We start from the raw sequence: 20,107 nt of genomic DNA on the forward strand, positions 1-20,107 counted from the left end.
GTTTACAGCGGTGCCCACCCTCGCTTTCAGGAGATCACATGAACGCCACGCAACAGCCCGGGCAGGAGGAGGCGCAGAGCGCTCTCGAACAGTTCGGGATCAACCTCACCGACCGTGCCCGCCAGGGAAAGCTCGATCCCGTCATCGGTCGCGACTCCGAGATCCGCCGCGTCAGCCAGGTGCTCACCCGCCGCACCAAGAACAACCCCGTCCTCATCGGCGAGCCCGGCGTGGGCAAGACCGCAGTGGTCGAAGGGTTGGCTCAGCGCATCGTCGCCGGCGATGTGGCGGAGAGCCTCAAGGGCAAAGAGCTGATCACGCTCGACATCTCGGCCCTCGTCGCCGGCGCCATGTACCGCGGGCAGTTCGAGGAGCGCCTCAAGGGCGTCCTCAAAGAGATCACCGAGTCCGACGGAAAGATCATCACTTTCATCGACGAGTTGCACGTGCTGATGGGCGCGGGCGGCGGCGAGGGCTCTGTCGCCGCATCGAACATGCTCAAGCCCATGCTCGCGCGTGGCGAACTGCGTCTCATCGGCGCGACGACGCTCAACGAGTACCGCGAGTTCATCGAGAAAGACGCCGCCCTCGAACGCCGCTTCCAGCAGGTCTACGTCGGCGAGCCCACGGTCGAAGACACGATCGCGATCCTCCGGGGGCTGAAGGAGCGCTACGAGGCCCACCACAAGGTCGCGATCGCCGACGCCGCGCTCGTGGCAGCAGCATCCCTCTCGAACCGGTACATCCCCTCGCGGCAACTGCCCGACAAGGCGATCGATCTCATCGACGAGGCGGCGTCGCGCCTGCGCATGGAGATCGACTCCGCGCCGCTCGAGATCGACGAGCTGCGCCGGCACGTCGACCGACTGAAGCTCGAAGAGCTGGCGCTGAAGAAGGAGAAAGACGCGGCCTCGAAGGAGCGACTCGCGGTTCTGCGCGAGACGCTCGGCAAGGAGCAGACCCACCTCGATCAGCTGCAGGCGCGGTGGGAGCGCGAGCGCGCTTCGCTCAACCGTGTCGGCGATCTGAAGACGCGCCTCGACGCGGCGCGCGGTGAGGCCGAGCGGGCGCAGCGCGAGGGCAACCTCGAGAAGGCATCACGTCTGTTGTACGCCGAGATCCCCGCCCTCGAGCGCGACCTGGTCACGGCCGAGGGAGAAGACGCGTCGGCCAACTCCGAGGCCGACGGAGGTCGGATGGTGAACGACCACGTGACCGACGAAGACATCGCGTCGGTCATCGCCGCCTGGACCGGCATTCCCGTCGGGCGTCTGCTCCAGGGCGAGACCGAGAAGCTGCTGCACCTCGAATCCGAGCTCGGCAAGCGCCTGATCGGGCAGAAGGATGCCGTCAAGGCGGTCGCCGATGCGGTGCGCCGCTCACGCGCGGGCATCAGCGACCCGAACCGTCCGACGGGGTCGTTCCTCTTCCTCGGCCCCACGGGCGTCGGCAAGACGGAGCTCGCCAAGTCGCTCGCCGACTTCCTCTTCGACGACGAGCACGCGATGGTGCGCATCGACATGTCGGAGTACGGCGAGAAGCACTCGGTCTCGCGGCTCGTCGGTGCCCCTCCGGGCTACATCGGGTACGAGCAGGGCGGGCAGCTCACCGAGGCCGTGCGCCGTCGCCCCTACAGTGTCGTGCTGCTCGACGAGGTCGAGAAAGCGCACCCCGAGGTGTTCGACATCCTCCTGCAGGTCATGGACGACGGTCGTCTGACCGACGGTCAGGGACGCACGGTCGACTTCACGAACGTCATTCTGATCCTCACATCGAACCTGGGGTCGCCGATCCTCATCGATCCGCTGCTGTCGATCGAGACCAAGCGCGCGCAGGTGCAGGCGCTCGTCCGTCAGGCCTTCAAGCCCGAGTTCATCAACCGCCTCGACGACATCGTGATCTTCCAGGCGCTCACGCAAGACGACCTCGCGCAGATCGTCGAGCTGTCGGTGTACGCCCTCCAGCGGCGGCTCCGCGAGCGTCGGTTGACACTCGCGGTCACCCCCGACGCCCGTTCCTGGCTCGCCGAAGCCGGATACGATCCGATGTTCGGCGCGCGGCCGCTCCGCCGCCTCATCCAGTCCGAGATCCAAGACCGCCTCGCGATGGCGATCCTCTCCGGCGGGGTGCACGACGGCGACGTGGTGCGGGTCGATGTCGACGCCTCGGGCTCGACGCTGGTGCTGACGAGCGAGGGCCCGGCCGCAGCATCCGACGAGCCCTCCGACGGTGACGACGTGATCGAGGCCGAACTGCTCGACGATTAGCCGCGCATAGGCCCCCGCACGCTCCCCGGTCAAGGGAGGGGCGGCCACCCGCGAGAGCGGCATACGCTGGCGGCTTCCTCTTCGACCTCCGTCAGTCGGGGGGCGACGAGGGGAATCGCAGATGTCGAAGAACAAATCAGGCACGGCGTCGATCAAGCGGGTACCGAAGAAGGCGTACGAAGCCGAACTGGAGCGCCTGCAGATCGAGCTCGTCGAGATGCAGCAGTGGGTGGCCGCGGTCGGCGCTCGAGTACTCGTCATCTTCGAGGGGCGTGACGCGGCAGGCAAGGGCGGCGCGATCAAGCGGGTCACCCAGTACCTGAACCCGCGGCACGCCAGGGTCGTCGCGCTGTCGAAGCCTTCGGATCGTGAGCGCGGTCAGTGGTACTACCAGCGCTACCTCGAGCACCTGCCGGCGGCCGGCGAAATCGTTCTGATGGACCGCTCGTGGTACAACCGGGCCGGCGTCGAGCGGGTCATGGGGTACTCCACCGAAGAGGAGTACCAGCGCTTCCTCGTCCAGACTCCGATCCTCGAGCGCCTGCTGGTCGAAGACGGCATCATCGTGCTGAAGTACTGGTTCTCGGTCTCGGACGACGTGCAGCAAGACCGCTTCGCCTCGCGCTTGAACGACCCGATGCGACGATGGAAGCTGTCGCCGACCGACCTGGAGTCGATCCTGCGGTGGGAGGACTACTCCCGCGCGAAAGACGCCATGTTCGCTGCCACCGACATCGACGAAGCGCCGTGGTGGACCATCGAGAGCGACGACAAGCGCGCGTCGCGGTTGAACTCGATCGCGCATCTGCTCAGCAGCGTCCCGTACCAGCGACAGGAACTCAAAGAGATCTCGATCCCCGACCGGCCGGCGGTCACCGATTACGAGCGGCCGCCGCGCGGGCACCACCGCTACGTGCCCGACGTCGCCGGTGAGCTCGGCAAGAAGAAGAAGTGACCCGTCGCCACGGGTAGCGTCGAAACCATGAAGACGCTTCGCGCGCTGTGGGGCTCCACGCATCCCGGGCCGGCGCTCGTCGTCACCGCTCTCTCGCTCGCACTGGGGATCGCGACGGGGCTGGATGCTGCGCGGTCGGCGATTCTGGTCTTGTCGGTCTTCCTCAACCAGGTGTCGGTCGGTCTTTCGAACGATGTGATCGACGCCGGCCGAGACCGGGCGGTCGGCCGCACCGACAAGCCGATCGCCGCCGGAGTCGTGTCGGTACGGCTCGCCCTCACCGTCGCGGTCACCGCTGTCGTCGTGTCGCTCGCCCTCTCGGCGGTACTCGGATTCGGGATGCTGGCGGCGCAAGCGCTCTTCCTCGCCGGCGCGTGGGCCTACAACGCGGGGCTGAAGTCATCGGCCGTCTCACTCGTGCCGTTCCTGGTCAGCTTCGGGATCTTCCCCTCGTTCGCCACCCTCTCTGCCGCGGCCCCGGCGCTCGCGCCGCTGTGGGCCGGCATCGCGGGAGCGGCGCTCGGCGCGGCCGTGCACCTCACGAACGTGCTCCCCGACCTCGACGACGATCGGGCGACCGGGGTGCGGGGCTTCCCGCACCGGATCGGGGCCCGAGCTTCGGCCGTGCTCGCCGTCGCCGGGCTCTTCGTCGGTGCGGCGGCCGTGCTCCTCGGGCCGGCCGGCGGCGATCTCGGCCGCGTGTCGGTGCCCGGGTGGGTCTTCGCGGCAGCGGTCGCGATCGTGGCGGTGGCCACCGGCATCCGTGCCCTCGTGCGGCCCCCCGACCGCACGGTGTTCCGCTTGGTCATGCTCGCCGCCCTGCTGCTGTCGGCGCAGCTCGTGGCCACCGGATCGGCGCTGACCGGCTGACCCCGGCGGCGTCACGGCTCGCGGGTCTGCGGGCGCGGTCACGCGGCGCGGTCGAGGCCCATCGCGTAGGCGTGAGCGACGAAACCGCTCAGGGGCGTGCCGAGCACTGCGCGCAGCGCGGTGCGCCGCAGCGCGTCGCCGCTCGGGCCCATCGTGCGCCCGAGCGTGGTGTTCATCGCGGCCAGTCGTGCGGCGGTGCGCGCCGACGCGACGCGGTCGCGCTCCCACCGCCGTAGCGCGGCGTCGGGTCGACGGTCGGTGCGCAGCCACTCGATCAGCAGCGGGGCGAGGGTCGCGGCGTCGAGGAGTCCGAGATTCATGCCCTGCCCGCCGATGGGGCTCACCTCGTGTGCCGTGTCGCCGATGACGAACAGGCCGCCGCGGACGAGTGCGGGAGCCACGGCCCGCCGCACGCGGAAGGCCGACGCCGCCTCGAGCGCGGCGGCGGCTTCGTGCTCCCCGCGTCGCTCGAGACGGGCGCGCAGGCGTGTCGTGCGAGCGGCGGGGTCGGCGTCGTCGGCCCCGCCGTCCCAGGCCACGAACCGCCGCCGACCGCTCGGCAGGGGGAACGACTCGAGCACGCCGTCGCGGTCGAGATGGACGACCGCCACCGGGCCGCCGGGGGCGGCGAGATCGGCCATCAGATAGCGGTCGGGGTACTGGCGCACGGCGACGCCGTCGTCGCGGAACACCAGTCGACGGGAGCCGACTCCCGCCGCCACGATCACGACGCGGGCGAGAAGCTGCTCGGTGCCGTCGAAGAAGACGCGTACACGTCCGCCCTCGGGGCGCACCGCGGTGACGTCGACGCCGCGCCGAACCCGGGGAGCATCGACGGCCAACGCCGCCTCGGTCTCGGACTGCGGCAGGGTCGCCACGAACGGGAAGCGCGTCGAGAGGCGATCGAAGCGTATGCGCCCGAGGAGGCGCCCTTCGCTGCGTGCCTCGCCGCTCGAGACGCGCAGGGCCCGCGCGAGAAGGCGCTCGGTGACCCCCGACGCCTCGAGTGCGGCCAGCACGGGGGCGTGCAGACCGATCGCGCGCGATCCGGGGGAGCTCTCGGGTCGCCGCTCGAGCACGGTCACCTCGAGCCCCGCGCGGTGCAGCCGCCCGGCGAGCAGCATGCCGACCGGCCCCGCGCCGACGATCACGACGTCATGCACGGCCGACTCCCGTCGCCAATACCCGGAACGGCGCGGGCCGCACGACGCGCCACGGTCCGCCGAGGGCGTCGGCGAGCTCGTCGGCGCGGTAGCTGCGGCGGATCGACCGGAGTCCGTCGGTGTGGAGGAACGTGCCCGGCGACAGGGGCAGCACCCCGACGGCGTAGAGCCCGTAGGCCAGGCGTCCGCGCTCGATGTCGGAGTGCAGCACGACGCCCGACGACAGGGCGAGGGAGTCGTGGGCGAACGTCGACAGTGCCTCGGGCGACAGGTGGTGCAGCACGTGGTTCGACAGCACGACGTCGAACGACTCGCCCGCCGCGAGCAGGTCGGTCGAGTCGGCGTTGGTGAAACGGATGCTGCGCGAGCCCCGCCCGATCGCGGCGGCGTGGGCGCGGGGGTCGGGGTCGGCGCCCGTCCAGTCGACGCGGAGTCCGTCGTTCGCGGCGAGCCGATCGAGTCGGACGAGCAGGTCGCCCCCGCCCGAGCCGAGGTCGAGCACCCGGGCCTCGCGGCCGAGGCTCCGCAGATACGGCCGGAGATGGGCGCGATAGACCGCTCCCCACCCCGAGACCAACCGATTCACCGCGCCGAAGCGCCGGTAGGTCGCATCGAGGCGCACCGGATCGCAACCCGGGTCGTCCATGATCTCGGTGAGAGCGACCGCGCGCTCGCGCAGGCTCATCGCCGGTTCGCGCCCGCGACGAGGTCGCGCCGCTCCGACGCCGTCACCGACGGCGCGACACCGCGCACCGTCGCACGGGCGGCCTCGATGGTGAGACCGGGGCCGAAGGCCAGAATCGCGAGCCGTTCGCCTTCGGTGCGTTCGCCCGCCATCATGCGCTGCAGAACGAACAGGATCGTCGCGCTCGACATGTTCCCGTACTCCCGCAGCACGGTTCGAGAGTCCGAGAGCGCCTCCGGTGAAAGGCCCAGACCGTCTTCGACGCGGTCCAGGATGCTGCGCCCGCCCGGGTGCACGGCCCAGGCGTCGACGGCATCCGCGCCCCCGAACAGGTCGGCGGCGACCGCCTCGATCTCACGGCCGATGATGCGGGGCACCTGCGCGGTGAGAGTCATCTCGAACCCCTCGTCGCCGACCGTCCAGACCATGTCGTCTTCGCCGTCGTCGGTCAGACGCGTGCCGAAGCCTTCGAGGTCGAGGCGGGGCCCGCTCCGGCGGGTGGGGTCGGCGCTGACGACGGCCGCGGCCGCCCCGTCGGCGAAGACCGAGGCAGCGACGATCTGCTCGGGGTCGGACGAACTGCGGATGTGCAGCGAGCACAGTTCGGCCGTCACGACGAGCACCACCGCTTCGGGCTGCGCGGCGGTGATCCGCGAAGCGGCTCGGAGGCCGGGGATCGCGGCGGCGCATCCGATGAACCCGAGGTGGTAGCGCTCGGTCGAGGGCGAGAGCCCGAGGTCGCGCACGAGAAGGTAGTCGGGGCCAGGCGCGAACATGCCCGTGCACGAGATGGTGATCACGTGGGTCACCTCGGCGGGTGCGACGCCCGACCGGGCGAGGGCGTCGCGCGCCGCCTCGGCGAAGAGGGCGGGGACGACGCGGCGATACTCGGCGTTCCGCTCACCCGTCGACGGCACCCGCAGCACCGGGGTCCCATCACTGAGGGACAGGCCTGAGGGGGCGCCGCCGCCGAGCTCACCGAGCACGGTGTAGCGCGTGTCGATGGCTGCCGCGCCGAACGCCGCCCCGAGCAGGCGGCGGGCACGTCGGTCGAGGCCCGGCTGCGCGGCGAGGAGGTCGCGCACGTCGCCCTGCATCAGGCGCGTGGCGGGCACGGCGGTGCCGATCCCCAAGATGCTCGCAGTCATGCTTCACCATAGGCACCCCGGCGGGCTTCGGGGGTCGGACTGGCGAACGATCTCGGCGCCGTCTATGGTGCGGCGTCGTCGACGCGCTCTCGCTCGAGCGGATGCTGCGCGGCGACCTCTTGACCGCGGACGCGGCGGTTGATTCGATCAGACCATGTCGATCGTCCACTCCGCAGATGGAACACCGATCTTCTTCGACACGACGGGTGACGGACCCGCGGTCGTGGTCGTCAACGGCGCGTTCTCGACGGCGGCCGATGCCGGAGCGCTCGCCGGGGTCCTTGCCGCGTCGGGGTACACCGCCGTCGTCTACGACCGCCGCGCTCGCGCCCGCAGCGGCGACACCCGCCCGTCGACCCCCGAGCGGGAGGTCGACGACCTCGCCGCCGTGATCGAGGCCGCCGGGGGAGTCGAGGCGGTGCTGGGGCACTCGTCCGGTGCCGTGCTCGCCCTGTTCGCCGCGTCTCGCGGTGTGCCCGTGGGTCATCTCTTCCTGTCCGAGCCGCCGTTCCGCTTCGGGGAGGGAGAACCGGCGGCCGACCTGCCCGAGCGGCTGCAGCAGCTCGTCGACGAAGGACGCAACGGCGACGCGGTCGCGACGTTCCAGCTCGAGGGAGTCGGGCTGCCGGCGGCGATGGTCGAGCAGATCCGCGCCAGCCCGATGTTCGACTCTCTGGCGGCACTGGCGCAATCGACCGTCTACGACGCGACTCTCACGCGTCAGGTGTCGAATCCGACCGCCGAGATGCTGCAGGTCTCCGCGCCGGTCATCGTTCTGAGCGGCACCGACACGTTCCCGTTCCTCCACGCGGCGTCCGAACGCCTCGCGGAGGAGGTCTCGGGGGCCGTGTTCGTCGAAGTGCCCGAGTCGGTGCAGCACCGACTCGACCCGGAGGCGACCACCCGCGTGATCGCCGCGCACCTGCGACCCTGACCTTTCTGCCGCATCCCTACGAAGGAGACATCGTGTTCACCACCGACAAAGCATTCAGCGCATTCTCCGTCGACGACATCGACGCCGCGCGCCTGTTCTACCGCGACACCCTCGGTCTCGAGGTGGTCGATGACCCCATGGGCTTCTTCAGCATCCGTCTCGCCTCGGGCGCATCGGTGTTCGTCTACGCGAAACCCGATCACGAGCCTGCGAGCTTCACGATCCTGAACTTCCCGACCGCCGACGTCGACGCGGCCGTCGGCGACCTGAACGCGCGCGGCGTGGTGACGAAGATCTACAGCGACGACGAACTGCCCACCGACGAGAGGGGCATCTCGCGAGGCCGGGGTCCGGTCATGGCATGGTTCCGCGACCCCGCAGGCAACGTGCTGTCGGTCATCGCCGTCTGATCCGGGGTTCCCCTGCCGCGAGGTGCGGGTCGAACCGACCGGATGCGACAGGGGAGCCGGCGGCGGGTCGCCCGACCGAGCACCGGCTATTTCGTGGAGGCCCAGGCGTCGGGGCCGTCGGTGCCGGCGCGGTAGTCGTCGATCGGCACGGCGCCGCTTCGCCAGGCGTCGATGACGGGCTGCACGATCCGCCAGCACTGCTCGGCCGCATCGCCGCGCACCGACAGCACCGCGTCGCCGTCGAGGATCCCCGACAGCACCTCCGCGTAGGCCTTGAGGCTCCCCTCGCCGAGGTCGGCGTCGAGCGAGGCGCGGTCGAGTTCGAACGGGTCGTCGCCGCCGTTGACGTTGAGTTCGAGCGACATGCGGTCGGGGCCGAGCGAGAAGCGCAGCACCGAGGGTGCCGTGCTGCCGGTGAACCCGACGGGCAGGTGCCGCACCGGACGAAAGCGCACCACGACCTCGCGCTCGGCGTCGTCGAGGGCTTTGCCCGAGCGCAGCGTGATCGGCACGCCGGCCCACCGCGAGGTGCGCACCTCGCAGGTCATCTCGGCGAGGGTCTCGGTGTCGCGCGAGGGATCGACGCCCTCCTCGTCGACGTACGACGGGAGCGTGCGGTCGCCGATCGTGCCGGCGGTGTAGCGGGCGCGATGCGAAGACGCCACCGGGTCGTCGTCCCAGACGTGCGTCGCGCGGAGCACGGCCGCGGTGGCATCGCGGAAGTCGAGCTGGTTGAGACTCGCCGGCGGCTCCATCGCGAGGATGGCGAGCACCTGCAGCAGGTGGCTCTGGATCATGTCGGCCAGCGCCCCGGCTTTGTCGTAGTAGCCGGCCCGGCCCTCGAGGCCGAGCGTCTCGTCGTAGCGGATGAGCACCGACTCGATGTGCTCGGCCGACCACACCTGCGCCAACAGTCGGTTCGCCACGCGCGCTCCGATGAGGTTCAGCGTCGTCGAGCGCCCGAGAAAGTGGTCGATCCGGAACACCTGCGCCTCGGGGACGATGCGTTTGACCGTCTCGTTGAGGGCGTGGGCGGATGCTTCGTCGCTGCCGAACGGTTTCTCCAGAGCCAGGATCAGCCCGTCGGGGATCGAGATCGTCGCCAAGGCCTCGCACGCGCGGGCGGCGATCGCCGGCGGCACGGCGAAGTACAGCGCCACACGGCCCGAGTTTCCGGCGAGGAGCGACGCCAGGTCGTCGGCATTCGTGATGTCGGTGCGCGTGTAGGTCGTCTCGGACACCGCGTCGAAGGACGACGCGGTGTCGGTGGTGGCGAAAGAGGTGCGCACCACCTCGCGCCACTGCTCGTCGGTCCAGTCGTCGATGCCGGCCCCGCGCAGGTGGATCGAGCGGTCGGGCTCACGCGCCAGCAGCTGGCCGAGCGCGGGAAGCAAGAGCCTCGAGGTGAGGTCTCCGGATGCTCCGAGGATGAGCAGAGTCGTGGGTTCGGACGCCATGAGGCCCACCCTAGGACTCGCCGGGAAACTCCGGCCTCCCCACGGTGCGGAGTTGACAGAATCAGGCGATGCCTGCCCCGATAGAGGATTACGCCCTGCTCAGCGACTGTCGCACCGCCGCGCTGGTGTCGGCGGCGGGCAGCATCGACTGGCTGTGTCTGCCGCGGTACGACTCGCCCTCGGTGTTCGGCGCCCTCCTCGGCGACGATGCGCACGGGTCGTGGAGCCTCCGCCCGACGGATCCGTCGGCCACCTCCGAGCGCCGTTACGACGGCGACACGTTCATTCTGGTGACGCGGTGGACGACCGAGTCCGGGGTGGCCGAAGTGCACGACTTCCTCGCGTACGACGACCACCGGCACGATCTCGTGCGTCGTGTCATCGGGGTCCGCGGTGACGTCGAGTTCGAGAGCGCTCTGCGGCTGCGCTTCGACTACGCCCGAGCGCTGCCGTGGGTGCGACAGATCGGCTCGCCCGTGCAGCCGGCGCTTCTGGCGATCGCGGGTCCCGATGCGCTCGTCGCCCGGGGACCACTGCACACGGCCGACGGCCAGGCCCACATCGCCCGATGGCCGGTCGGTGCCGACGAGGCCGTCGACAGCACCCTGACGTGGGCTCCGTCGTACCGAGAGGTGCCCGACCCGGTCGACGTCGAGGGTGCATGGGAGCGCACGCGCGAATGGTGGACCGACTGGGCGGGCAGCCTCTCTCACGTCGGGCCGCACCACACCCTGGTCATCCGCTCGCTGCTCGTCCTGCGGGCACTGACCCACCGCGACACCGGCGGCATCGTCGCGGCCGCCACGACCTCGCTCCCCGAGCAGGTCGGCGGAGCCCGCAACTGGGATTACCGCTACGTCTGGCTGCGCGACGCCGCGCTGACGATCCAGGCCTACGCGGCGCACGGTCTTCTCGCCGCCGCCGCGCAGTGGCGGGAGTGGCTGCTGCGCGCGATCGCCGGAGACCCCGGCGACATCCAGATCATGTACGGGGTCGCCGGCGAGCGCGATCTGCCCGAGCGCGAACTGTCGAGCCTGCCGGGATACGACGGGGCAGCCCCCGTGCGGGTCGGCAACGGCGCGGTGTCCCAGTGGCAGGCCGACGTCATCGGCGAGGTGATGGTGGCGCTGGATGCTGCGCGCCGCGCCGGCCTCGCCGAATCGCAGTTCTCGTGGGCGCTGCAGCTGCAACTCCTCGCCCAGGCGGCTGCGACGGTCGACGAGCCCGATCAGGGAATCTGGGAGATCCGCGGGGAGCCGAGGATGTTCACCCACTCACGCGTCATGATGTGGGCCGCCTTCGACCGTGGCGTGAGGGCCGCTGACGAGCTCGGGCTCGAGGGCGACGTCGAGCTGTGGCGGGGTCTGCGCGATCGGCTCCGCGACGAGATCGACGCCCGCGGCGTCGGCGCCGACGGCTTCTTCGTGCAGCATCCGGACACCACCGAGGTCGACGCCGCCCTGCTGCAGCTTCCGCTCGTCGGCTTCTGCGCAGCCGATGACCCGCGGATGCTGCGCACGGTCGAGCGGATCGAGCGGACCCTCATGCCCGACGGGTTCGTGCGCCGCTACCGCACCGCATCGGGCGTCGACGGTCTCGCCGGTGACGAGAACCCGTTCGTCGCGTGCTCGTTCTGGCTGGTGCAGCAATATGCCGGGTCGGGGCGCCACGCAGACGCTGCCGGTCTCATGGCGACGACGTGTGCGGCGGCGAACGACCTCGGACTGTTGTCGGAGGAGTACGACCCGGTGTCGCGCCATCAACTCGGCAACACCCCGCAGGCCTTGTCTCACCTCGCGCTGGTCGGGGCCGCCGACGCGCTCGCCGTCTGACTCGACGGCCATCGCCGTCCCACCCGGGTGTCGGGCGGGACGGCGACGGCGGTCGGGTCGTGCGTCGGTGGTCAGTTCTTGAGTGCCTCGGCGAGCTTCACCCGGGCGCCCATGCGCAGCAGCGTGTTCTGGTAGATGCGGGCGCCGAGGAGGATCGCTCCGATGCAGGTGACGACGAGGATCACGAGCGAGAGGAGCGGCTCGTACCATTGCGCGTCGCCGAGGTAGAGGCGCAGCGGCATGCCGACCGGCGCAGAGAACGGCACGTACGACATCACCGCCAGCACGATCGGGTTGTCGTTGAAGAAGATGACCAAGAAGTACGGCGCCATCACCAGCAGCATCAGCGGGGTGGTGGTCGCCCCGATGTCTTCCTGGCGCGAAACCATCGCGCCGGCCGCGGCGAAGAGGGCGGCGAGCAGCACGAAGCCGAAGAAGAAGAACACGGCGAACCACACCAGCGGCCCACCGAGCCCGCTCAGCAGTTCGGATTGCCCGGTGATCGACAGCCCCACGATCGCGATCACGACGAGGCCGATGATCTGGCCCATCGCGAGGACCGTGTTGCCGATGACCTTGCCGGCGAGAAGAGCTCGCACGGGGATCGCCGAGATCAGGATCTCGACGACGCGCGTCTGCTTCTCTTCGACGACGCTCTGCGAGATGGTCGCGCCGAAAGTGATCGCCGCCATGAAGAAGACGATGCCGAACCCGAACGCGACGATGGTGCGCATGGCGTTGTCGACGGCGCCGGCCGGGTCGAGCAGCTCGACGGTCGGCGATTCGCTGAGGAGCGGCAGCAGGCCGCTCGGCGCGCCGTCGTCGGCGACGACCTTGTAAGAGAACGCCCCGCCCGAGCTGTCGGGAACGAGGGCAGCGTCCACGGTGCCGTCTTGCACGAGGGCGGTCGCCGCATCCGCGCTGTCGGCGACGGTCACGTCGAGGCCGTTCAACCCGCTGACCTCGGTCTGCGTCTCGCTGGTCACCGCGATCGGGATGCCATCGTCGCCGGCGGTGTTCGCGGCGATCCCGCCCCAGATCACGCTGGCGAGAGCGAGGAGCAGCAGGATCGCCGATGAGATGACGAACGACTTGCTGCGCAGCTTCGAGCCGATCTCGCGCTCGGTGACGAGCCAGACGCTCTGCAGCTCGCTGGGCGCGGAGCGCCGCGATGCGGTCGGACGGGCGGTGGTGGTAGGTGAGGTGCTCACTGGATGACCTCCTTGAAGATCTGGGCGAGGGTCGGATGCTGGGGGGCGAAGCTCGCGACGTCGCCGCGCTCGACGGCCTGCTGCAAGATTCGCTGCGCCGTCGTCGCGTCGGCGTCGAAGAGCGCGTAGCCGCCGTCGAAGTCGACGACGGTGACGCCCGCCTGCTCGCGGATCCAGCCCGCGTCGCCCGACGACACCAGTTCGTAGCGGCTGCGGGCGTGCTCGGCGCGGAGGGCGTCGCGCGCTCCTGCCGCACGGATCGTGCCGTCGGCGATGATGATGAGGTCGTCGCAGAGGCGCTCGACGACGTCGAGCTGGTGCGAAGAGAAGAGCACGGCGGTGCCGGCGGCCGCGCGTTCTTGCAGAACGCCCGCGACGACGTCGACGGCGAGCGGGTCGAGGCCCGAGAACGGCTCGTCGAGGATCAGCACCTCGGGGTCGTGCACGAGGGCCGCCGCGATCTGCGCGCGCTGCTGGTTGCCGAGCGAGAGCGTCTCGACGTTGTCGCGCAGGCGCTCCGACAGCCCGAGACGGTCGAGCAGGGTCTCGGCCGCCTTCGTGGCCTCGGCCTTGCCGTAGCCGTGCAGCCGGGCGAGGTAGGCGATGTGTTCGCCGACCCGCATCTTCGGGTAGAGCCCGCGCTCTTCGGGCATGTAGCCGAAACGACGTCGGTCGGCCGCGGTGATGGGCGCACCGTCGAGGGCGACCTGGCCGTCGTCTTTCGAGAGCACGCCCAGGGCGATGCGCATCGTGGTCGTCTTTCCCGCGCCGTTGCCGCCGACGAAGCCGGTCAGGCGTCCTTCGGTGACACTGAACGACACGTCATCGAGCACGCGGCGGCCACCGTAGCTCTTGGTGATCCCGGTCAACTGGAGCACGTCTCCTCCTCCTTCGGCGCCCACTCGGGCTTCCTGTGGACGACGTTACGGACGCGCGGGTTCGGCGGCATCCACCCCAGAGCGGGTTTCGCCCCTCCTCCTCACGGGGGAGTGCCCTCAGGCGAGGCCGTGCCGGTGTGCCAGCACGACGGCCTGCACGCGGTCGCGGGCGCCGAGCTTCTGCAGCACGTTCGAGACGTGGGTCTTGACGGTGGCTTCGCCGATGAACAGGCGCGCGGCGATCTCGGCGTTGCTGAGGGCCTCCGACATGAGCCGCAGTACCTCGGTCTCGCGCTCGGTGAGAGGTTCGAGAAGGGGGAGGGGCGTGGTCGGCGCCGATGCGTTCGCCGAGTCGGGAGCCGCGAACCGCTCGATCACGCGGCGGGTCACTTCGGGGGCGAGGAGTGCGTCGCCCCCCGCGACGATCCGGACCGCCGAGACCAGCTCTTCCGGCCCGGCGTTCTTGAGCAGAAAGCCGCTTGCCCCGGCGGAGAGGGCTTCGAACAGGTAGTCGTCGCGGTCGAAGGTCGTGACGATGAGCACCGCGGCATCGGTCGTGGCGTCGGCCACGATCCGCCGGGTGGCTTCGAGCCCGTCCATTCCGGGCATCTGCACGTCCATGCAGATGACGTGGGGATCGAGGGCGGATGCTGCGGCGACCGCTTCGGCTCCGTTCGCGGCTTCGCCGACGACGGCGATGTCGTCTTCGAGCGAGAGGATCGTGCGGAACCCGGCACGCATCATGGCGTGATCGTCGACGAGCAGGACGCGGATCTCAGACATGGGTGACCGTTTTCGCTGCGAGGGGGATGTGCACGCGCACGAGATAACCGCCGCGGGGGCGGGGGCCGATCTCGATCGACCCTCCCGAGGCCCCCGCGCGTTCCCGCATTCCGAGCTGGCCGAGGCCCGGCGCACCCGTCGCGACGCGGCCGGTATTGGCCACCTCGAGTTCGACCGAGTCGGCGGTGTAGCGCAGGCGAACGTCGGCGGTGGCGTGCGGTCCGGCGTGGCGGCGGGCGTTCGTCAGCGCCTCCTGGGTGATCCGGTAGAGGTTGACCTGCACCAGCTCCGGAACGGCCGAGGGGTCGCCGACCTCGCTGTAGGTCGTCGGAAGACCCGCGGCGGTCGTCTCTTCGACCAGCGCGGGGATCGCGGCGAGACCCCGGGTGGTCGGGGCCGTGTGGGGCTCGGTGTCGGTATCGGGGGTGCGGAGCGTCGCGAGCAACTGCCGCAGTTCTGTGAGCGACTGCCGGGCGGCCGACTCGACGTCTTCGAGGATCGACCGCGCCTGGTCGGGGTTCTTCGACATGACCGACCGGGCGGCTCCCGCCTGGACGCCCATGAGCGACACGTGGTGGGCGACGACGTCGTGCAGTTCGCGGGCGATGCGCACACGGTCGAGTGCGACGGCCTGCGCCGCGGTGACTTCGCGCTCCCGCTCGAGTTCGGCGGTGCGCTCCTCCAGCGCCGCGCGCTCGTGCATCTGCTGGTACGAGCGCTCGCCGAAGTAGTACGCGCCGCCGAAGTAGAGCGCGTTGACCAAGAAGCTCAGCAGGGTGTACGCGACGTAGGGCGAGAAAGCGCCGGCGCGCGAGAGCAGTTCTTCTGATTCGGCCGAGACCGGGCCGGTGGCATCGACGAGCATCACGATGGTCAACCAGAGGAACATGCCGGCGATGATGACGACCCGCACGATGGTCGCACGACGGCGACTCGTCGACCAGGCGCCGACCGTGTAGAGCGCGATGAACATCGCGACGTTGCCGGCATAGATCTCGGGCACGCGCAGCGTGACGGCGGCGAAGTAGGCGATCGCAACGATCACGGCGACGGCTTCGGGCCAGCGGCGTCGGAAGGCGATGGGGACGGCCAGCGCGAACGCGTAGGCGACGGCGAGCGGCATGCCGGCCTGGTCGCGTCCGTAGAGCCCCGAGATCGCAGACAACGCCGCGCTGATCACCGCGCCGACGAGGACGACGACGGCGAGTCCGATGTCGGCCTGCTGTTGCGCGCGCGTGGGGATCATCCCCTCACGTTACGAGACCGGGCGCGGCGCAGCATCCGCCTCACGGGGGAGTGCTGTGCATTCAGGGGAGACGCCCGCGGCGTGCCCTGAGCGAGCGCCGCCCCGCTCGCCGGACACTTCGACGAGCTCGGTGACCGGCGGGCGGGGCCGTGCTCAGCCGAAGATCATCGGGCGGTCGTCGTCTTCGGGGGCGTTCAGGCCGAGGTCGACGACGACGGGCACGTGATCGCTGGGCACCTCGCCCTTGCGCTCGTTGCGGTGGATCGACGCCCCCGAGACGCGGTCGGCGAAGGCGCGCGAGCCCAGGACGAAGTCGATGCGCAACCCCTCGTTGCGGGGAAAGGCCAGTTGCTTGTAATCCCAGTAGGTGTAGCCGGTCGGGACGAGCGGGCGCACGACGTCGGTGAGTCCGGCCGACTCCAGGGCGGCGAAGGCCGCTCGCTCGGGTGGCGACACGTGAGTGGTCTTCCCGACGACGACCCCCGGTGCGCCGTTGTCGGCGTCGGTCGGCGCGATGTTGAAGTCGCCCGTCAGCGCCAGAGCGAGGTCGGGCATCTGGGCGAGAATGTCCGAGGTGTATTCCCGCAGCGCGTTCAGCCAGTCGAGCTTGTAGACGTAGTGCGGGTCGTCGAGCGAGCGGCCGTTCGGCACGTACAGGCTCCACACCCTCACTCCGCCGACGGTCGCGCCGATCGCGCGGGGCTCCTGCGGAGCATCCGGACCCTCGTGGCCCTTCGCGAAGCCGGGCATGCCCGGAAACCCGAGCTCGACGTCGGTGATCGGCTCACGGCTGGCGATCGCGACGCCGTTCCACTGGTTGAGGCCGTGCGCGGCGACGTGGTATCCGGCCTCTTCGAACGCGGCGTACGGAAACTGCTCCGTCTTGCATTTGATCTCTTGCATGGCCAGCACGTCGATGTTCTCGCGGACGGCGAACTCGACGGTGCGGGTCACGCGGGCGCGGATCGAATTGACGTTCCAGGTGGCCAGGCGCATGGGCTCCAGCCTAGAGGCGGGGCCCGCCTGCCACGGATGCGGTGCGCCCCCGCCGATTAGGCTGAACGGCATGACCGTCGCCTCCACCCCCGAGCTCGAAGCCGACCGCCAGGGACTCATCGGTCTCATCAACGACGAGGCCGTCTTCCGCGGAGACTTCACCCTTTCGAGCGGCAAGAAGGCGACCTACTACGTCGACATGCGCAAGCTCACCCTCGACCACCGCGCGGCTCCCGCGATCGGGCGCATCATGCTCGACCTGATCCGCGACATCGACGGAGTCGTGGCCGTGGGGGGCCTCACCCTCGGAGCCGATCCGATTGCGAACGGGATGCTGCACGAGTCCGTGCGTGCGGGCGCCCCGGTCGATGCCTTCGTCGTGCGAAAAGAGCCGAAGGATCACGGTCGCGGTCGCCAGGTCGAGGGCGCGGACGTCGCGGGCAAGCGCGTCGTCGTCGTCGAAGACACCTCGACCACCGGGCAGTCGGCGCTCAAGGCCGTCGAGGTGCTCCGTCGCGAGGGGGCAGAGGTCGTCGCCGTCGCGGTGATCGTCGACCGACGCACCGGGGCCCAGGCCGCTGTCGAAGCCGCCGGTCTGCGCTGGCTGGCCGCGATCGATCTCGACGACCTCGGTCTCGCGCCGCAGTAGTCGCGCGCCGCGGTACTCGCCCCATCAGCCCCGAAGGGTTCAGTCGTCGTCGCGGTCGCGGCGACGGGAGCGCACCCACTGGACGGTGAACACGACGAGCGTGGTCGAGAGGGTCACGAACGACAGCAGCAGGATCGCCGTACGGTCATCCATCAGGGCCTCTTTCCGGTTGCGGCATCGGCCACGATACGAGCGATCCGCGCCGCGCGGGTCTCTGGCCGCTTGGCCGTCGCGATCTGCGTGAGCCCGTACTTCTTGACCGAGGGCGGAAACGCGTCCCACTGGGCGCGCGCCTCGGGAACCTCGTCGAGGGCCCGCGTGAACTCGGCCGGCTCGATGCCCGCCTCCGGCCCGTCGAGCACCTCCCACGAGCCGTTCGCCCGTGCGATCTCGACCGCCCGGCGCCCGGCGTCGGTCATCTCACCGGATGCCTCGAGCTCGATGAGTCGCTTCTTGTTCGTCGCCGCCCAGCCGCTCCGAGGGCGGCGCGGCGAGAACAGGATGCCGCTGGTCTCTTCGTCGATCGGCAGAGCGGTGCCGTCGACCCACCCGAAGCAGAGCGCCTGGCGCACCGCATCCTCGTACGAGACGAGCACGCGGTCGGAGCCGGCGCGGGTGCGAACCAGCACGATGCCCGTCGACGTGGTGTGGTTCTCTGCGAGCCAGGCGCGCCAGGCCGCAGCATCCGGGAATGCGAGACGCTCTTTCGCGTCGTGTACGCCCATCAGAGGCCGTCGTTGATGCCCGCCTCGGTCATCTCGGTCTCGCCCGGCTCGTTGCGGAGCAGGTCGGCGACCGATCCGAGGATCTCGTCGGGACGGAAGGGGTAGCGGTCGATCTCGGCCTGGTCGCTGATGCCGGTCATCACGAGCACGGTGTGCAGGCCCGCCTCGATGCCGGCCACGACGTCGGTGTCCATGCGGTCACCGATCATGCCGGTGTTCTCGGAGTGGGCGCCGATGCGGTTCAGCGCCGAGCGGAACATCATCGGGTTGGGCTTGCCCACGACGTAGGGCTCTTTGCCGATGGCCTTCGTGATGAGAGCGGAGATCGCGCCGGTCGCGGGCAGGACGCCCTCGGCCGACGGCCCGGTCGCGTCGGGGTTGGTCGCGATGAACCGGGCGCCGTTGCCGATGAAGCGGATCGCCTTCGTGATCGCCTCGAACGAGTAGTTGCGGGTCTCGCCGACGACGACGTAGTCGGGATGCGACTCGGTCATGATGAACCCGGCCTCGTGGAGCGCCGTCGTCAGCCCGACTTCTCCGATGACGAAGGCACTGCCCCCGGGCTTCTGCGACTTCAGGAAGTCGGCGGTGGCGAGCGCGGAGGTCCAGATCGCGGCTTCGGGAACGTTGAGTCCCGACGCGCGCAGACGCGCGCTGAGGTCGCGCGGCGTGTAGATCGAGTTGTTCGTCAGAACGAGGAACGGCGTGCCCTCGTCGCTCCACTGTGCGAGCAGTTCGGCCGCCCCCGGGATCGGGACGTTCTCGTGCACGAGCACGCCGTCCATGTCGGTCAACCAGCACTCGATGTCGCCCCGGGTCCGCATGGCCTCAGCCTAAACCCCGCCGCCGACGCACCTGAAGGGCACCGGCGCCCACCAGTTCTATGCCTTTCGAGACATACCGGGCGCGGCGAGGGCGTGTGACCGATAACGTCGGAGCGTGACGCGAGCGGAATGGAACCCTCGAGAGCTCTCCGACCTGACGGGGCGCACCTATGTGGTCACCGGCGCCACGAAGGGGCTCGGCTTCTTCTCGTGCGACCAGCTCGCCCGGGCGGGCGCGCACGTCATCCTCACCGGCCGACACCCGAACCGACTGGTCACCGCGCGCGCGGCGCTGGTCCACCGGGTGCCGGATGCTTCGGTCGAGACCCTGCTGCTCGACACCAGCAAGCTCGGCTCGGTGCGCGCGGCCGCCGCGACCCTCCGCGCCCGAGGGGCGCTGGACGGTCTGCTGTTGAACGCCGGCGTCGTGCACCCGCCGCGGGCCCGCGAGACCGTCGACGGCAACGAGCTGGTGCTCGCGACGAACGTCCTCGGTCACTTCGCGCTCGCCGGTGAGTTGCTGCAACCGCTGGCCGCGGGCCGAGGGCGCATGGTCTGGGTCGGCAGTATCTCGACCTCGCTGTGGAAGTACGATCCCGTCGACCCGCAGCTCGTGACGGGGTACACGCCCTGGCGCGCCTACGTGCAGTCGAAGATCGCCGCCACCGCCCTCGGCTTCGAAGCCGACCGGCGCCTGCGGGCGACCGGGGTTCCGGTGCGAAGCCTCACCGCCCACCCCGGGTACTCGATGGGGGGTCGCACCGTCGGCATCCGCGGGGTGAACGAACCGTCGCGCAGGAAGCGCTTCCTCGCGAACCTGCAGGCGCCCGTGACCCAGTCCAAAGAAGACGGCGCGTGGTCGCTGGTGCGCGCTCTCACCGATCCCGAGGCGGAGGGCGGCGATTTCTGGGGCCCCGGCCGCATGACGCGCGGCCTGCCGCGGCGCGCGAAAGCCGCCGCTGTCACCCGGGATCCCGCGATCGCCGAGCGCATCTGGAACCTCTGCGAAGAGGCGACCGGCGTGCGGTGGCCGTTCGCGAAGGCCGCTCGCGCGGCCCGCTGAACTCGGCACCG

At 70.2% G+C, this 20,107-nt stretch carries 19 protein-coding genes; 8 read left to right on the forward strand and 11 right to left on the reverse strand.

From position 1 onward, the window contains the following. Window positions 1–38: 38 nt before the first annotated feature. The 3 genes from ACFXQA_RS05745 (at window position 39) to ACFXQA_RS05755 (ending at window position 4,092) form a co-directional block, all read left to right on the forward strand. A complete protein-coding gene (locus tag ACFXQA_RS05745; RefSeq protein WP_394518833.1) occupies window positions 39–2,267 on the forward strand; it encodes an ATP-dependent Clp protease ATP-binding subunit in 2,229 nt (742 codons plus the stop codon). A gap of 121 nt (window positions 2,268–2,388) precedes the next feature. Continuing rightward, entirely contained in the window at window positions 2,389–3,222 is an 834-nt protein-coding gene (gene ppk2, locus ACFXQA_RS05750) for a polyphosphate kinase 2 (protein ID WP_394518834.1), read from the forward strand. A 27-nt stretch (window positions 3,223–3,249) separates the two neighbouring features. Further along, window positions 3,250–4,092, forward strand: a complete 843-nt coding sequence (locus ACFXQA_RS05755; RefSeq protein ID WP_394518835.1) for a UbiA family prenyltransferase — start codon at window positions 3,250–3,252, stop codon at window positions 4,090–4,092. A gap of 38 nt (window positions 4,093–4,130) precedes the next feature. Here the strand turns inward: ACFXQA_RS05755 and ACFXQA_RS05760 are convergent, their stop codons facing one another. From ACFXQA_RS05760 to ACFXQA_RS05770, 3 genes are read right to left on the reverse strand one after another with little or no spacing between them, the layout of a single operon-like run. Beyond that, window positions 4,131–5,255: an FAD-dependent oxidoreductase gene (locus ACFXQA_RS05760; RefSeq protein ID WP_394518836.1), complete on the reverse strand. Its 1,125-nt coding sequence runs from the start codon at window positions 5,253–5,255 to the stop codon at window positions 4,131–4,133. Then, window positions 5,248–5,940 carry a methyltransferase domain-containing protein gene (locus ACFXQA_RS05765; protein WP_394518837.1) on the reverse strand — a complete coding sequence of 231 codons (693 nt, stop codon included), beginning with the start codon at window positions 5,938–5,940 and terminating at the stop codon, window positions 5,248–5,250. Before ACFXQA_RS05765 ends, ACFXQA_RS05760 begins: the two co-directional genes overlap by 8 nt. Continuing rightward, entirely contained in the window at window positions 5,937–7,088 is a 1,152-nt protein-coding gene (locus tag ACFXQA_RS05770) for a type III polyketide synthase (RefSeq protein ID WP_394518838.1), read from the reverse strand. Before ACFXQA_RS05770 ends, ACFXQA_RS05765 begins: the two co-directional genes overlap by 4 nt. A gap of 154 nt (window positions 7,089–7,242) precedes the next feature. Between ACFXQA_RS05770 and ACFXQA_RS05775 the strand changes: the two genes are divergently transcribed. Next, entirely contained in the window at window positions 7,243–8,022 is a 780-nt protein-coding gene (locus tag ACFXQA_RS05775) for an alpha/beta fold hydrolase (protein WP_394518839.1), read from the forward strand. Window positions 8,023–8,054: 32 nt separating this feature from the next. Further along, window positions 8,055–8,432, forward strand: coding sequence for a VOC family protein (locus tag ACFXQA_RS05780; RefSeq protein ID WP_394518840.1), 378 nt, complete (start codon window positions 8,055–8,057; stop codon window positions 8,430–8,432). A gap of 86 nt (window positions 8,433–8,518) precedes the next feature. On the opposite strand, the gene ACFXQA_RS05785 is transcribed toward ACFXQA_RS05780, so the two are convergent. After that, complete coding sequence (locus ACFXQA_RS05785) at window positions 8,519–9,889, reverse strand: glucose-6-phosphate dehydrogenase (protein ID WP_394518841.1); 1,371 nt, start codon at window positions 9,887–9,889, stop codon at window positions 8,519–8,521. A 68-nt stretch (window positions 9,890–9,957) separates the two neighbouring features. Here ACFXQA_RS05785 and ACFXQA_RS05790 point away from each other — a divergent pair, with 68 nt between their 5' ends. Beyond that, the gene (locus ACFXQA_RS05790) at window positions 9,958–11,721 is read left to right on the forward strand and encodes a glycoside hydrolase family 15 protein (RefSeq protein ID WP_394518842.1); all 1,764 of its coding nucleotides are present in this window, start codon (window positions 9,958–9,960) and stop codon (window positions 11,719–11,721) included. A 71-nt stretch (window positions 11,722–11,792) separates the two neighbouring features. Here ACFXQA_RS05790 and ACFXQA_RS05795 read toward each other — a convergent pair whose 3' ends face one another. From ACFXQA_RS05795 to ACFXQA_RS05815, 5 genes are all read right to left on the reverse strand, one after another. Further along, window positions 11,793–12,932, reverse strand: coding sequence for an ABC transporter permease (locus ACFXQA_RS05795; protein ID WP_394518843.1), 1,140 nt, complete (start codon window positions 12,930–12,932; stop codon window positions 11,793–11,795). Then, window positions 12,929–13,810 (reverse strand): ABC transporter ATP-binding protein, encoded by an 882-nt coding sequence (locus ACFXQA_RS05800; protein WP_394518844.1) that lies wholly within the window; start codon window positions 13,808–13,810, stop codon window positions 12,929–12,931. The genes ACFXQA_RS05795 and ACFXQA_RS05800 overlap by 4 nt, the downstream gene beginning before the upstream one ends. A gap of 117 nt (window positions 13,811–13,927) precedes the next feature. Next, window positions 13,928–14,593 carry a response regulator gene (locus ACFXQA_RS05805; protein WP_394518845.1) on the reverse strand — a complete coding sequence of 222 codons (666 nt, stop codon included), beginning with the start codon at window positions 14,591–14,593 and terminating at the stop codon, window positions 13,928–13,930. Beyond that, window positions 14,586–15,839 carry a sensor histidine kinase gene (locus ACFXQA_RS05810; protein WP_394518846.1) on the reverse strand — a complete coding sequence of 418 codons (1,254 nt, stop codon included), beginning with the start codon at window positions 15,837–15,839 and terminating at the stop codon, window positions 14,586–14,588. The genes ACFXQA_RS05805 and ACFXQA_RS05810 overlap by 8 nt, the downstream gene beginning before the upstream one ends. 153 nt (window positions 15,840–15,992) lie before the next feature. Continuing rightward, window positions 15,993–16,835: an exodeoxyribonuclease III gene (locus ACFXQA_RS05815; RefSeq protein ID WP_394518847.1), complete on the reverse strand. Its 843-nt coding sequence runs from the start codon at window positions 16,833–16,835 to the stop codon at window positions 15,993–15,995. A 70-nt stretch (window positions 16,836–16,905) separates the two neighbouring features. Here ACFXQA_RS05815 and pyrE point away from each other — a divergent pair, with 70 nt between their 5' ends. Further along, entirely contained in the window at window positions 16,906–17,484 is a 579-nt protein-coding gene (gene pyrE, locus ACFXQA_RS05820; RefSeq protein WP_394518848.1) for an orotate phosphoribosyltransferase, read from the forward strand. A 152-nt stretch (window positions 17,485–17,636) separates the two neighbouring features. Here the strand turns inward: pyrE and ACFXQA_RS05825 are convergent, their stop codons facing one another. After that, entirely contained in the window at window positions 17,637–18,209 is a 573-nt protein-coding gene (locus tag ACFXQA_RS05825) for a YdeI/OmpD-associated family protein (RefSeq protein ID WP_394518849.1), read from the reverse strand. Further along, window positions 18,209–19,033 carry an HAD-IIA family hydrolase gene (locus ACFXQA_RS05830; protein WP_394518850.1) on the reverse strand — a complete coding sequence of 275 codons (825 nt, stop codon included), beginning with the start codon at window positions 19,031–19,033 and terminating at the stop codon, window positions 18,209–18,211. The genes ACFXQA_RS05825 and ACFXQA_RS05830 overlap by 1 nt, the downstream gene beginning before the upstream one ends. A 115-nt stretch (window positions 19,034–19,148) precedes the next feature. Between ACFXQA_RS05830 and ACFXQA_RS05835 the strand changes: the two genes are divergently transcribed. After that, entirely contained in the window at window positions 19,149–20,096 is a 948-nt protein-coding gene (locus tag ACFXQA_RS05835; RefSeq protein WP_394518851.1) for an SDR family NAD(P)-dependent oxidoreductase, read from the forward strand. Window positions 20,097–20,107 lie beyond the last annotated feature (11 nt).

The sequence above is a fragment of the Microbacterium shimangi genome (genome assembly GCF_043556445.1).
GTDB lineage: Bacteria > Actinomycetota > Actinomycetes > Actinomycetales > Microbacteriaceae > Microbacterium.